This is a genomic window from Neisseria brasiliensis (assembly GCF_009671065.1).
Lineage (GTDB): Bacteria > Pseudomonadota > Gammaproteobacteria > Burkholderiales > Neisseriaceae > Neisseria > Neisseria brasiliensis.
Genome location: NZ_CP046027.1, coordinates 576,436 through 590,679 on the forward strand (window position 1 = coordinate 576,436; position 14,244 = coordinate 590,679).

General features: G+C 49.5%; 9 protein-coding genes. 3 read left to right on the forward strand and 6 right to left on the reverse strand.

The window, feature by feature from the left end; genetic code table 11:
- Together GJV52_RS02950 and GJV52_RS02955 are read right to left on the reverse strand one after the other, a co-directional pair.
- Positions 1–2,484 (reverse strand): Ig-like domain-containing protein, encoded by a 2,484-nt coding sequence (locus GJV52_RS02950; protein WP_154212854.1) that lies wholly within the window; start codon positions 2,482–2,484, stop codon positions 1–3.
- A gap of 22 nt (positions 2,485–2,506) precedes the next feature.
- Positions 2,507–3,403 (reverse strand): OmpA family protein, encoded by an 897-nt coding sequence (locus GJV52_RS02955; protein WP_095503786.1) that lies wholly within the window; start codon positions 3,401–3,403, stop codon positions 2,507–2,509.
- A gap of 492 nt (positions 3,404–3,895) precedes the next feature.
- Between GJV52_RS02955 and smc the strand changes: the two genes are divergently transcribed.
- The gene (smc, locus tag GJV52_RS02960) at positions 3,896–7,387 is read left to right on the forward strand and encodes a chromosome segregation protein SMC (RefSeq protein ID WP_100564339.1); all 3,492 of its coding nucleotides are present in this window, start codon (positions 3,896–3,898) and stop codon (positions 7,385–7,387) included.
- 278 nt (positions 7,388–7,665) lie between these two features.
- Here smc and GJV52_RS02965 read toward each other — a convergent pair whose 3' ends face one another.
- The gene (locus tag GJV52_RS02965; RefSeq protein WP_100564341.1) at positions 7,666–9,135 is read right to left on the reverse strand and encodes a protein adenylyltransferase SelO; all 1,470 of its coding nucleotides are present in this window, start codon (positions 9,133–9,135) and stop codon (positions 7,666–7,668) included.
- A 142-nt stretch (positions 9,136–9,277) separates the two neighbouring features.
- Here GJV52_RS02965 and GJV52_RS02970 point away from each other — a divergent pair, with 142 nt between their 5' ends.
- Positions 9,278–9,772, forward strand: a complete 495-nt coding sequence (locus GJV52_RS02970; protein ID WP_095503783.1) for a DMP19 family protein — start codon at positions 9,278–9,280, stop codon at positions 9,770–9,772.
- An 87-nt stretch (positions 9,773–9,859) separates the two neighbouring features.
- On the opposite strand, the gene gdhA is transcribed toward GJV52_RS02970, so the two are convergent.
- Complete coding sequence (gene gdhA / locus GJV52_RS02975) at positions 9,860–11,197, reverse strand: NADP-specific glutamate dehydrogenase (RefSeq protein WP_100564349.1); 1,338 nt, start codon at positions 11,195–11,197, stop codon at positions 9,860–9,862.
- A 419-nt stretch (positions 11,198–11,616) separates the two neighbouring features.
- On the opposite strand from gdhA, the gene GJV52_RS02980 reads away from it, so the two are divergent.
- Positions 11,617–12,411 (forward strand): thymidylate synthase, encoded by a 795-nt coding sequence (locus GJV52_RS02980; protein WP_100564343.1) that lies wholly within the window; start codon positions 11,617–11,619, stop codon positions 12,409–12,411.
- A 63-nt stretch (positions 12,412–12,474) separates the two neighbouring features.
- On the opposite strand, the gene lapB is transcribed toward GJV52_RS02980, so the two are convergent.
- Positions 12,475–13,644 (reverse strand): lipopolysaccharide assembly protein LapB, encoded by a 1,170-nt coding sequence (gene lapB / locus GJV52_RS02985; RefSeq protein ID WP_095503781.1) that lies wholly within the window; start codon positions 13,642–13,644, stop codon positions 12,475–12,477.
- Positions 13,645–13,652: 8 nt separating this feature from the next.
- A complete protein-coding gene (locus GJV52_RS02990; RefSeq protein ID WP_100564345.1) occupies positions 13,653–13,988 on the reverse strand; it encodes a LapA family protein in 336 nt (111 codons plus the stop codon).
- Positions 13,989–14,244 lie beyond the last annotated feature (256 nt).

The window sequence follows — 14,244 nt, forward strand, 5'->3', positions numbered from 1 at the left end:
CTACATGACGTTACCTTTCCCACCGTTGTCGTCACGGGCTTCGGCTTCGTTACCGGCTTTGTCGGTCACTTTGGCATCAACGGTGTAGTTACCGTCCGGCAATTCGTTCGGTACTTCAACTTCGTACGTGCCGTCTGCTTTCACAGTCGTGGTCACCACTTGGGTCTCGCCGTTCGCGTCGGTAATGGTCAATGTCACCACTTGGCCTTCTTCTACGTCGGTAGTGGTACCGGTAATCAAAGGTGTGTTGTCATTGCTCAAATCCGGTGCTTCTACGGTAATCGCTGCAGTCGTGTCTACTGAACCGGTGTCGGTCGCGGTCGCTTTGTTACCTGCTTCATCGGTCACTTCAGCCACTACTTCGTAGTCGCCGTCGGCCAATTCTGCCGGTACGTCTGCTTCGTACGTGCCGTCTGCTTTCACAGTGGTGGTCACCACTTGGGTTTCACCAGCCGCGTCGGTCACAGTCAGGGTCACCACTGAACCTTCCGGTGCGTCAGTTGTACCGGTAATGGTTGGGGTGTTGTCGTTGCTGTTGTCCGGTGCATCTACGGTAATCGCCGGTGCAGTCGTGTCGACGGTGCCTTCGTCGTCAGCCTTACCTTTGTTGCCGGCAGGATCTTCTACTTCGGCAGTCACTTTAACTGGACCTTCTGGCAATTCTTCCGGTACTTCTACCTCGAAGGTGCCGTCGTCTTTAACGGTGGTGGTCACCACTTGGGTGTCGCCGTTCGCGTCGGTCACCGTCACTGTCACTACAGTGCCTTCCGGTTCATCGGTGGTACCGGTGATGGTCGGAGTCGTGTTGTTGCTGTTGTCCGGTACGTCTACGGTAATCACTGGGGCAGTCGTATCGATAATGCCTTTGTCTTCCGCAGTGCCTTTGTTGCCGGCTTCGTCTTCAACTTCAGCCACAACGCTCACTTCGCCTTCCGGCAATTCGTTCGGTACATCCACTTCGTATGTGCCGTCTGCTTTCACAGTGGTGGTCACCACTTGGGTTTCACCATTGGCATCAGTCACCGTCAGGGTCACGATTGAACCTTCCGGTGCGTCAGTCGTACCGGTAATGGTCGGTGTGGTGTCGTTACCGGTTTCTGGTACGTCTACGGTGATCACCGGTGCAGTCGTATCGATGACGTTACCTTTCCCACCGTTGTCGTCACGGGCTTCGGCTTCGTTACCGGCTTTGTCGGTCACTTTGGCATCAACGGTGTAGTTACCGTCCGGCAATTCGTTCGGTACTTCAACTTCGTACGTGCCGTCTGCTTTCACAGTCGTGGTCACCACTTGGGTCTCGCCGTTCGCGTCGGTAATGGTCAATGTCACCACTTGGCCTTCTTCTACGTCGGTAGTGGTACCGGTAATCAAAGGTGTGTTGTCATTAGTCAAATCTGGCGCGTCAACCGTAATCACCGCAGTTGTGTCAATTTCGCCTTCATCTGTTGCAGTAGCCGTTTTGCCAGCAGGATTAGATACCGTTGCTTCAACAGTGTATTTACCATCAGGCAACTCATCAGGCACCTGGATAAAATATTCGCCTTCTTCATTTACCGGCACAGTCAAGGTATGCGTCACACCTTCAGAATCCGTAATCGTCAAAGTAACGATTTGACCAATCGCATCAGAAGTACCAGTAATTTCAGGTGTATTGTCGGTTGAAACCTCATCCGGCGCATCTACAGTCAGCGATACAACTGCATCGATTACGCTTGAGTCGCTTGCTTTGGCAACATTGCCAGCTTTATCCGCTACAACAGCGTCAACACGATATGGACCATCAGGCAATTCATTCGGCACTTCAACTGAATAAGTGCTGTCTTCTTGCACAGTAGTGGTCACAATTTGAGTATCACCATTAGAATCGGTAATGGTCAAAGTCACTACTTGACCCGGCTCTACATCATCAACGGTGCCAGTAATGGTAGGCTTGGCATTAGAAGGATCATTAGGCGCATCAACGGTAATAAACGCTTTATTGTCTTTATCATCGTCATCATTTTTCGCGAGTGCCGCAGCTGCTGCACCCAGTGGCAACAATGCCAACAACCACAAAGGATTTGGCGCCCACAAGCTGTTAATGATTTCACCGCCCAAAGCTTGGCCTGCCTCAACTTCTTCAGCCAACATCGTCACGGCATCAGCAGGTTCAGCACTTTCTGGAACGTATGGATACATACCGCCGTTTTCGTGTTGACCGATTAATAGGCTGCTCTTAGAAGCATCGGTTTCGCTTGAGTAGTAACCTTCAATAATCAGGTCAGGATTGCTGATATCAGAACCTTCAAAAGCCACTTCCAAGTTATCACCGACACGCTTGGTCATGATATTTTCAGGACCAAATTGAGTCGCCTCATCGATAAACTGGTAGTTCACCTTGGCTTGAGCAGGAATGCGCAATACTTCACCAGAGGCCGTCTGAAATTGAACGGTTTCGACGGTTTCTTTAGCGTTATTGATTTTTAACGTAATGTTTTTAGACATTTTAAGTACCTTTTATAGTTAATTATTTCTCACCGTGTAGAATGATTTCTACACGACGGTTAGGTTGGTCACATTCCTTACGAGCCTTGGCGTTTGTAGGGAAACGTTTGCGGCAGTCGTTGATCAGCAATTCTTGAGTGCCACGGCCTTGAGCAGAAATCAGGTTAGTATCCAAACCGCTTTCACCCAACGCACGTTTTACAGTCTCAGCACGACGAACAGACAAGCCTTGGTTATAAGCTGGTTTACCTTCTGGATCGGTATGACCAATAACTTCAATGCTGTTTACTTTGGCTTTGTTTTCACGAATATCTGCAGATACGGCAGCGATTTCTTGTTTACCTTTTTCCAACATGTCTTTATAGTCGGAACGGTCAAATTTAAATAATGCAGAAGCTTCCAAATTGTATTTCTTCAACACTTGCGCACATTTAGCAGGACTGACCACACGGGATAATGTGTGATTTTGACGTTTTACACCTTTCATTTCTGCTTCAGCTTGCTCAGGTGTCACGCTTTGTAGAACAGGTTGACCGCGGCCATTATCGACAACTTTAAAGAAAGAAACTGTGGATTCAGGCAGATTGTAGTAATCACCTGAATTGGCTTTTTTATAGTATGCTGCGTCTTGGCGAGTAAAGTCCGCAAAGAATTTTTGGTTTTGTGCACAAATCAATTCTTGACGGTAAGCATTAGGCTGCAAAGATCCTGAATATTCACCATTTACGTAAATATTCACAGTAGATCCTTCCAATGCATTGGCTTGTCGGTAGAACACCACTGAAGAGCGACCTTCCGGCACATCGGTACTGTAAACGGTTTCAGTTGTGTCAACCCACGTTTCTTTTTGTTGATGCGCACAACCAACCAACATGGTTACTGGCAACAACCCCCATAACAAGCTACGAAACTTTAGCATTTTAAGCTCCTATTTATTTGATTATAATGGTTTAAATTTTTCAAAACGCGAATCTACTAACCCATAAAAGCGCGCAAAATTATTATTTATTAGTCATAACAAACATCTACTACTTGCCTGATATTAACCCTCAAACCATATGATATACGCTTCAAGTGAGTAATATTTCTATTGAATATTAACGGTAAATTAATCAGACGACAGGTATTAAATACCAACTTGGCATTATCATTTTGACAACATTATTTAACACTTCGACTAATTTGATAAATACTTGTTTTATATAAATTTATTAAAATCCTAAATAATCTATAAGCGTAACCATTCTGTTCTAATTATTTAATTTGCAGCGTTTAAACAACACCATTTCAATTAAATATAAAATCTGGCAAAACTCTACTTTTAGAGCATTTAATTTCTCAAAACCCGCAAAAATTTAGTTGATTTCCGTTAAAATACCGCCTTTGTTTTCACCCATTTTCTAAGAAAATCATGCGCCTGACCCATATCAAACTCTCCGGCTTCAAATCCTTTACCGACCCGACCACCATTCATCTACCGGGCCAACTGGTTGCTGTAATTGGCCCCAACGGCTGCGGCAAATCGAATGTGATTGATGCCGTGCGCTGGGTGTTGGGTGAGGCTTCCGCCAAACAATTGCGCGGCGAAAGCATGCAGGACGTGATTTTTAACGGTGCAGCTACCCGACGTCCTGCACCTCGCGCTTCGGTAGAATTGGTGTTTGACAACAGTGACCACACCCTGCAAGGCGCGTGGGGGCAGTATGCTGAAGTCAGCATCAAGCGCCAGCTTACCCGTCAAGGCGATTCCACTTACTACATCAATAACCAAGTGGTGCGCCGCCGCGACATTACCGATTTATTTTTGGGCACCGGCGTGGGCGCGCGCGGATATGCTGTGATTGAACAAGGCATGATTTCACGCATCATCGAAGCGCGACCGGAAGAATTGCGTGCTTATATAGAAGAAGCGGCGGGCGTATCCAAATATAAAGAGCGTCGCAAAGAAACCGAAGGCCGTCTGAAAGACACGCGCGAACATTTGCAGCGCTTGAGCGACTTACAAAACGAATTGGCGCGTCAGGTTGAAAAGCTGGAAAAACAGGCCGAGACCGCCGAGCGCTACAAAGCCCTCACCGCCCAACTCAACCAGCAGCAGGATTTGCTCGACTACACCCAGTGGCATCAAGCACTGGCCACCGCCGACAAAGCTACCGCGCAACATCAATCGCTGCAAGCGCAACAGGACGAAACCGCCGCGCAAATCCAAACCCTGATGGACGAAGTACACGCCCTGCAGGCTGCCGAACAAGCGCAGCAGCAAAGCGTGCATGATTTGAGCAACCGCCGCGGCGTATTGCGCGAGCAGATTGCCCGTTTGGAAGAACAAATGCGCCACCAACGCAGCCTGAGCCAGCGCATCGAACGCGACCGCCAAGCCGCGCAAGCGCAATTGCAGCGCATTCACCAAGAGCAGCAGCAAATCCGCGCCCAGCTTGAAGACACCGACATTCAAAACGAAGAAAAACAAATCGAGCTGGCCGAACTCGCCATGCAAGTGGCCGAGTACGAAGCCCAACTGCCCGAATTGGAAGAAGCCCAAGCCGCGCTCAATGCCGCCTACCAAGCCCAGCAAGACGAAACCGGCCGCATCAAACGCGAATTGGCTCTGAAGCAGCAACAGCTTGCCCACGCCAAACAAACCGTTCAGCAGCATGAAACACGCAAAGGCCGTCTAAAACAGGAAAGCCAAGCCTTAAACCTGCCCGACGACAGCGAAACCACCGCCGCGCAAGAGCAAGCCGCTTTATTACAAAGCCAGCAAGAGCATTACGAAGAACAAATCCTTGCCGCCGAAGAACAATTAATCACCCTGCGCGATGGTTTTCAGACGGCCTCGAATCATTGCCAAACCTTGCAGCAACAACACATCACCCTGCAAGCCCAACAACAGGCCTTATCGCAATTATTGGCGCAAACGCAAGAAGCCGCTGACTTTTGGCAAAACACCACGCATGACAACGCGCCGCAACTGTGGCAACACATCAGCGCACCGGCCGATTGGCAGCATGCCTTGAGCGTGATACTGGCCGAACGCCTGCACGCGCGCGCCGTGCCCGATACTTTCAACCCGCCTTCACCCTTGCCAAGCAGTCAGGCCGCATGGTTGAGCGACAAACTGACCGGTGGCTTGAAAAAATCACTGCCTGCGCAAGCCTTGTTGAACCAAATCCAAGCCCAGCCACCTTTTCAGACGGCCTTGCATCATTGGCTCGATGGCATATTGTGCGCCCCGAATTTGGATTACGCCCTTGCCCATCAAAACGATTTGAGCGGCCAGCAAATCTGGCTCACGCCCGAAGGCCATCAGGTCGATAAAGTCAGCGTGTTGCTTTACGCCAAACCCGCGCAGGAAAACCTGATTGCGCAGAAAGCCCGTTTGGACGAACTCACCACCGAACTCGCCCAAACCGCACCGCAACTGGCCGCTGTCGAACAAACCCGTGACCAAGCGCAAGCTGCGTTGCAAGCCGCTGAAAACCATCATAAAAACCTGACCCAACAGCAAAAACAACACACCCAGCAATACCACCAAGCGCAGCAGCGTGCCGCCGAATTGTTGGCACGCACCAACCAAGGCCAAATCCGCCGCGAGCACATCACGCAGGAATTGGCGCAACTTGAAGAAGAGCAAATGATTCTGAGCCAGTCTTCAGACGGCCTTGAAGACGACATCGCCGCTCTGCTCGAAGCTGTTGCCGAATTGGAACACCAGCAACACAGCCTTTCTACCGACCGCCAAACCCAGCAAGGCCGTCTGAAACAGGCGCAACTCGCCCTACTTGAAGCCAACCGCCGCTACGGTTTGGCCGAAGTGGCCGCACACAAGCTACAACAGCAAAAACACAATCTGCAACAGCAGCTTACGCGCTTAGACGAACAAGCTTTGGATTTGCAGGAACGCCAGCAAGAATTGGCGCTGGCCTACGAAAGCGAAATGCAGGATGACGAGCAGCACATCAAGCTCGAAGAATTGAGCGAAGCCGTGCAAACGCTCGATGAAGAATACGCCGTGTTGCAGGAAGCCTTGAACCAAACCCAAACACAAGGTCGCGAGCAATATGCCCGCCAGCAAACCTTGCAGGCCAAATTGCCTCAGCTTCAGGCCGCCACGCAAACCGCTTTACTCCAGCAGCAGGAAGCCTTAATTAACGCCAAACGTTTCCACCAAAACCTGACCGAGCGCAACGCCGATTTAGCACAATTGGAAACCTTGGCCAAAGAAGCAGGCCGTCTGAACGTGTTAAACAACCAAATCGGCAGCCTCGCGCAGCAAATCGAAGCCTTGGGCGCGGTCAATCTCGCCGCCTTGCAAGAATTGGAAGAAGCACGCGAACGCGACAATTATTACCGCAGCCAAAGTGAAGACGTACAAGCCGCGATTGACCTGCTTGAAGAAGCCATCGGCCAAATCGACGACAAAACCAAAGCGCGTTTCAAAGAAACTTTCGATGCGGTCAACGAAAAAGTGCAAACCTTCTTCCCGACCCTGTTTGGCGGCGGCGAAGCGGTGCTGAAAATGATTGGCGACGACCTGCTTACTGCCGGCGTGTCAATCATGGCGCGCCCGCCCGGCAAGAAAAACAGCACCATCCACCTGCTCTCCGGCGGCGAAAAGGCTCTTACCGCCATGAGCTTGGTGTTTGCCCTGTTCAGCCTCAACCCCGCGCCGTTCTGCCTGCTCGACGAAGTGGATGCGCCACTCGATGATGCCAACACCTCGCGCTTCTGCAATCTGGTGAAGGAAATGTCGGCGCAAACCCAGTTCCTCTACATCTCGCACAACCGCCTGACCATGGAAATGGCCGAACAACTTGTCGGCGTGACCATGCAGGAAAAAGGCGTGTCGCGGATTGTGTCGGTAGACATCCAACAAGCGCTGCAAATGGCCGAACCAGCTTGATAAATGATTGAATAAAAAGGCCGTCTGAAACCAAATACTCGTTTCAGACGGCCTTTTACATGAAGCCTGATACCTTTGCAAAACTCCTTTAAAAAGCTTGCACATACAAAACCGACGTCATTCCCGCGCAGGCGGGAATCCATCTCAAAATTTAAGAAACCTATTTTATCCAATAGCTTATCATGCTGAAAAATGGATTCCCGCCTGCGCGGGAATGAAGGCAGTTTTGGTTTTTATTAATGATTCATCAGTTTTGCAAAGGTCTCGGCCTTGTTATTTTAACTCGAGCAACTCACCGCAATCCCCTCCGCCCATTCCGGCGCAGGCTGGGCGAAATCGGCAAACTCCAGCCGCTCGTCAAACGGATTTTCTAAGCAGCGGCGCAGGCGTTCGATTTCGCGGTAGTCACCACGCTTGGCCAACTCGATGGCTTGTTGCGCCAGATAATTGCGCAACACATACAGCGGATTAGCCTGACCCATGCGCAATTTACGGGCTGCATGGTCGTTGTTTTCGGCACGCAGGCGTTGGCGGTAGCGGCCGACCCAGCGGATAAATAATTGCGGATTCTGCTCACCAAACAAGGCCATTAATTCAGACGGCAACGCGTCATCATGCACATTGCTAACTTCACTTAGCTTTCTGAAAAACAAAGTGAAATCGACTTTTTTATCTTGCAGCGCGGCAAACATATCGGCAATCAATTCCGCATCATCTGCCTGCTCGGTCAGCAAACCGAGTTTCGGGCGCATGCGTTTGAGATAGGCCGTCTGAAAGGTATCCGGCCATTGTTCCAATAAATCGTTGAGTTCATTTTCCGGCACCAACGATTCAAAGCAATTAGCCAACGCCGCCAGATTCCAATGCGCGATGTAAGGCTGGGCATGGTAGGCATAGCGGCCTTCGTGGTCGGAATGATTGCAGACGTGGCGGCGGTCGTAGCCTTCCATAAAGCCAAACGGGCCGTAATCGATGGTCAGACCGAGTATCGACATGTTGTCGGTATTCATCACGCCGTGACAAAAACCAACGCTCTGCCACGCGGCAACGGTTTCGGCAGTTCTTTCGGCCACCGCTTGCAGCATGGCCAGATAAGGATTATCGGCTTCGCGGCATTCGGGGTAATCATGGTCTATCACAAAATCAGCCAGCGTTTTCAGCTCGGCTTCGCGACCGGTGTAGAAAAAATATTCAAAGTGGCCGAAACGGATAAAGCTCGGTGCAATGCGGGTGACCACGGCGGCGGTTTCTACTGTTTCGCGGTACACTTCGTCATCGCTGCCGACCAAAGCCAAGGCGCGCGTGGTCGGAATCTTCAGTCCGTGCATGGCTTCGGAACACAAATATTCGCGCACGCTCGAGCGCAATACCGCCCTGCCGTCGGCAAAGCGTGAATACGGCGTTTTGCCCGCGCCTTTCAACTGCCATTCCCATGTATTGCCGTTATCATCTACAGATTCACCCAGCAGCAAGGCGCGCCCGTCACCCAGACGCGGTGTGTAGCCGCCGAATTGATGGCCGCTGTACACCGTTGCAATGGGCTGCGGCTGATATTCCGCCGCGCTGCCGGCAAGATAAGCAAGGTTTGAGGCCGTCTGAAAACTTTCAGACGGCATGTTTAATTCATTCAACAAGGTTTCGTTTACCGCAATCCAATACGGCTGATTCAACGGCTCGGGTTTGACCGTGCTGTAAAACGTGTTGGGCAGCGTGGCAAAACGCGCTGCTTTCAGGGGAAGTGTGTGCATGGTGGTTTCCTTTATATAATAGCCTCACGATAACACATTTAAGAGGACGAATAAATCAGGCCGTCTGAACCATTATCCCTATTCCCCAACCCTGCCCGTTTTCTTATAATGTGCTCATTCCCATTTTTTCAGACGGCCTGACATGACCACTTTATTCCAACGCGACGAACTCAATCCCAACGACCCCGCCGAGTTTCTCTACACCTTAAGCGCAGCCTATCTCGACCACACCGCGCAAAACGGTGATGAAGACATGGCTTCTTTAAACGACGAGCAGCACACCTTAACCGCCTATTGCTATCTCGACAGCCAAGTGCAGGAAGGTGGCTTTGTGCAACTCATCGCGGCAGGTTACGGCGAATACATTTTTCTCAATCCCGTCGCCGACAGCTTGCGCCGCTGGCGGATTAAACCGACACCGAAAATATTAGACAAAGCCAAAGCGCTGTATGCAAAATACGGCAAAGAAATCGAGCAACTGGCCGAAGCGGAAACGCCGTTAGACGATATCCGCGCCAAGTTTACCGACTTTGAAGAACTCGATGGCGAATACTACGAAACCGCCGATGAAGACATGGCCGCCGCTGTGGCTTACGTGCAGGCCAATTGGGACAAGTTTGCCGTTATCGAAGATTAAACCATCAAAATAAGGTAATAAAATCAAAGGCCGTCTGAAACTTCAGACGGCCTTTGATTCATTTTACGACTTTACATCACAAAACGATTAGATACCTTGTGCCAACATCGCGTCAGCCACTTTCACGAAACCAGCAATGTTTGCGCCGTCAACGTAGTTCACGCTGCCGTCTTCACGTTTGCCGTATTTCACACAGTTTTCGTGGATGTCTTTCATGATGTTGAACAGGTTTTTATCCACTTCTTCACGCGTCCAGCACAGGCGGATGGCATTTTGGCTCATTTCCAAACCAGAAGTCGCTACACCACCGGCGTTCGATGCTTTGCCCGGTGCGTACAGGATTTTCGCATCCAAGAATTGTTTTACTGCACCCAAAGTTGACGGCATGTTGGCGCCTTCGGCAACCACTTTACAACCGTTGGCCAACAAGGTTTTGGCTGCTTCTTCATCCAATTCGTTTTGAGTCGCACAAGGCAGTGCCACATCGGCAGCCACGCCCCAAGGTTTTTGACCTTCGAAGTATTGCAGGCCTTGTTCTTTGGCGTACACAGACAAACGCTCGCGGCGCACTTCTTTCAATTCGATCAAGGCAGCCAATTGCGCTTCGGTCATACCACTGTCGGCAAATTGAACGAAACCGTTGGAATCAGAAACGGTCAGCACTTTCGCGCCCAATTGAATCGATTTTTCAGCCGCATATTGCGCAACATTGCCTGAACCGGAAATCAATACGGTTTTGTCTTTCATGCTGTCGTTGTTGGCTTCCAACATGAATTGTGCGAAATACACGCAGCCGTAGCCGGTGGCTTCCGGGCGAATCAAGCTGCCGCCCCAAGTTAAACCTTTACCGGTCAACACAGAAGCGAATTCGTTGCGGATTTTTTTGTATTGGCCATACAAAAAACCGATTTCGCGGCCGCCCACGCCGATGTCGCCGGCCGGTACGTCGGTGTTCGGGCCGATGTGGCGGTAGAGTTCGGTCATGAAGGCTTGGCAGAAGCGCATCACTTCAGCGTCAGATTTACCTTTAGGGTCAAAATCCGAACCACCTTTACCACCGCCCATCGGCAAGGTGGTCAAGGCATTTTTGAACACTTGTTCGAAAGCCAAGAATTTCAACACGCCCAAGTCAACAGTCGGGTGGAAGCGCAAACCGCCTTTGTAAGGGCCGATGGCAGAGTTCATTTGAATGCGGTAGCCGCGGTTGACTTGCACTTCACCTTTATCGTCCACCCAAGTCACGCGGAACATCACCACACGCTCAGGCTCAACAATGCGCTCCAGCAGGTTTTGCTGGGTGTATTTAGGGTTGTCTTTCAAGAAAGGTTTCAAGCTTTCGAATACTTCTTCTACCGCTTGGTGAAACGGCTCTTGGTTAGGGTTGCTCTTTTTCAGTTTATCGAACAAGGCATTTAAATCGGTCATGGTACGCTCCAAAAAATAATCGGATGGGAATTCATCCAAAAGTAGGAAATTTGTGGGATGAAATATAACCTTATTTTTTTTCGCTGCCAAGTATTTTTTTGTAAAATTGTTGACATTATTTTAAATGAATTTTTGTTTACAAAAATTTTATATCAATAAATAAAAATATATTAGCAATATTTATTCAAAATTTAAATAAAAAATAAAATTATAAGCTGTAATTAAAAAACTACTTTTCCAAAATTTATTGTGTAAATTTCCATCAAAATTGATACAAAGCAAAATTTTGTCAACAATTTGATGAGTTTTGGCTGTAATTTAATCTTATTTAATCGGCTATTTAACGAGTCAATTCAATTTCCATGCATCAGGCCGTCTGAAATGCTAAAATGACAGCCATTCAAACATAAGGAATCCCCATGAAAGCCTATCACGACCTCATGCGCCGTGTTCTCGAACAGGGCACCGACAAATCCGACCGTACCGGCACTGGCACGCGCTCTGTGTTCGGCCACCAAATGCGCTTCGATTTAAGCCAAGGCTTTCCGCTTTTGACCACCAAAAAGCTGCACCTGCGCTCCATCATTCATGAATTGCTGTGGTTTCTCAAAGGCGACACCAACATCAAATACCTGAAAGACAATAATGTATCGATTTGGGACGAATGGGCCGATGAAAACGGCGACTTAGGTCCGGTTTACGGCTATCAATGGCGCAGCTGGCCGGCACCCGATGGCCGCCACATCGACCAAATCGCCAATGTAGTGGAACAAATCAAAAAAAATCCCGACAGCCGCCGCTTAATTGTTTCGGCGTGGAATCCGGCTTTGGTTGATGAAATGGCTCTGCCACCCTGCCATGCGCTGTTTCAATTTTATGTGGCCGACGGCAAACTTTCCTGCCAGCTCTACCAACGCAGCGCCGATATTTTCTTGGGCGTGCCGTTCAACATTGCCAGCTACGCCTTGCTGACCATGATGGTGGCACAGGTGTGCGGTTTGGAAGCAGGCGAATTTATCCATACTTTCGGCGATGCCCACCTTTACAGCAACCACTTTGAACAAGCCGAACTGCAATTGAGCCGTGATACACGTCCGCTCCCGACCATGAAAATCAATCCGGATGTGAAAGATTTGTTTGCATTCACCTTTGAAGATTTTGAATTGGTGGATTACGATCCGCATCCGCATATTAAAGCGGCGGTGGCCGTGTAAAGCCTTTCATATCAAAAGGCCGTCTGAAAAATATTTTTCAGACGGCCTTTATTATTTAAATACTTACACTTCAATACGATTCGGCGTGAAGGTTTCCCATTTGTTACACGCCGGACAATGCCAGAAAAACACCTGCGATTTGAAATGACAATTGCGGCAGCGGTACATCACGCTTTTTTGTAATTGACGGCCAACCACGGCGCGCATCATATCGGCATCGCCTTTCCATTCCGCCGGCATGTCGCTCAGCTTTAAACCGAGCAAACGGTACACGCCGTTTAAATCCGGTTTTTGGCGCACCAATTCCACGGCCAATGCGGCAGCTTCCGCTTCCCCTTTGAGCAATAAGGCTTTTTCGTAGATGACGTTAATCAAGTCTAAATCAGGGAAGGTTTTCATGTAGCCGATTAAGCGGTTCAAACCTTCTTCTTGCTGGCCTTGGGCGGCATAAGCTTCATACATCTTCTCGCCGACCATGCTCAAATATGAGTGGTTTTGCTGCTCAATCGCGCCGTAGGCTTCCACCGCAGCAGCAAAGTTGCCCTGCTTGGCTTCGATGTCACCCAAAATCATATTCGCGCGGGTACATTTTTTATTCGCTTCCAAGGCTTTTTGCACGTTGTAGCGCGCCACGTCAAAATTGGATTTAAACAGCGCACCGTGGGCAATTTCGCAATAAAACTGCGCAATCTCAAATTGATAAGTCTGCTCGTTATGGCTCAACAATTGCGCCATTTCGATGGCTTTCGCCCAATCGCGGTCTTGCTGGTAAATGCTCATCAGATGGTGGCGGGCTTCACGCGCCATGTCGCCTTCGAGCAAGCCGATGAAGATTTGTTCGGCGCGGTCAACCAAACCGGCGCTTTGGTAGTTTTGTGCCAATTCAAACAACACGCGTTCGCGCTTTTCGTTGACCGTATCAGGTGATTCGAGCAAAGCTTGGTGCATAGTGATGGCCTTGTCGTTCTCACCGCGCTGGCGGTAAAGCTTGCCCAAGGTCAGGTTCAAATCGTAAGACTGCGGCTGCTGATCGACCACTTCAGCCAATTCTCGGGCAGCGCGGCCATTGTTGCGGTCAACCAGCGCATCCAAGCTTCTATAGAAACCGGTCGGAATGCTTTTGGCCTGTTTCAACACCGTTTTCATGTCCACACGCGCGGCAAACCAGCCCATCGCAAAAAACACCGGCAACAGGATAATCGGCAGCAAAATGACCCATAATTCGTTATCCATGCGTATCCTTATTTCTGCATCAGGTCAGTTGTGGTCGGTGTGGTTGTGGTCGCCGGCACAGTCGGCGTGGCTTTCTGAATATCTTGCTCGGTCATGCGGCCGTGTTTTTTCACTTCGGCACGCAGGCGGTTGGCTTCGCTGCGCAAACCGAGCAAACGGCCAAACAGCGCAAACATACCGAATACAATGCCCACCACAAATGCGCCGAACAACACCACAATCAGCGGCACTTCTACGCTCTGCCCCGGCAGGTAGAAAAACGACACCACTTGGGTATTGCTCACTGCCAATAGTAAGAACACCAGCAAAATCAAAATTTTAATAATCAAGTAAACAATCTTCATGATAAGTCTCCGTTCATGCGGCCTAAGCGGATAAGGCCGTCTGAAAATAATCCTGTGTAAGTTTAAACGATTTATTCGGTTTAGGATAGAACGGCACCATGCAGAAAGGTTCGTCATCTGTACTTTACAGACGGCCTACAACTTTTGCAAAACTCATCCGAATACCAGAACATACATAACCGCCGTCATTCCCGCGCAGGCGGGAATCCATTTGCAATCCAAGAAACCTATTGAATAAAAAGGTTTCTTAAGCACT

Excerpts from the sequence above, each read along its gene's own strand:
- gdhA (WP_100564349.1), bottom strand. The coding sequence starts at position 11,197 with ATGACCGATTTAAATGCCTTGTTCGATAAACTGAAAAAGAGCAACCCT.
- GJV52_RS02950 (WP_154212854.1), bottom strand. The coding sequence starts at position 2,484 with ATGTCTAAAAACATTACGTTAAAAATCAATAACGCTAAAGAAACCGTC.
- smc (WP_100564339.1), top strand. The coding sequence starts at position 3,896 with ATGCGCCTGACCCATATCAAACTCTCCGGCTTCAAATCCTTTACCGAC.
- lapB (WP_095503781.1), bottom strand. The coding sequence starts at position 13,644 with ATGGATAACGAATTATGGGTCATTTTGCTGCCGATTATCCTGTTGCCG.
- GJV52_RS02990 (WP_100564345.1), bottom strand. The coding sequence starts at position 13,988 with ATGAAGATTGTTTACTTGATTATTAAAATTTTGATTTTGCTGGTGTTC.
- GJV52_RS02980 (WP_100564343.1), top strand. The coding sequence starts at position 11,617 with ATGAAAGCCTATCACGACCTCATGCGCCGTGTTCTCGAACAGGGCACC.
- GJV52_RS02965 (WP_100564341.1), bottom strand. The coding sequence starts at position 9,135 with ATGCACACACTTCCCCTGAAAGCAGCGCGTTTTGCCACGCTGCCCAAC.
- GJV52_RS02970 (WP_095503783.1), top strand. The coding sequence starts at position 9,278 with ATGACCACTTTATTCCAACGCGACGAACTCAATCCCAACGACCCCGCC.
- GJV52_RS02955 (WP_095503786.1), bottom strand. The coding sequence starts at position 3,403 with ATGCTAAAGTTTCGTAGCTTGTTATGGGGGTTGTTGCCAGTAACCATG.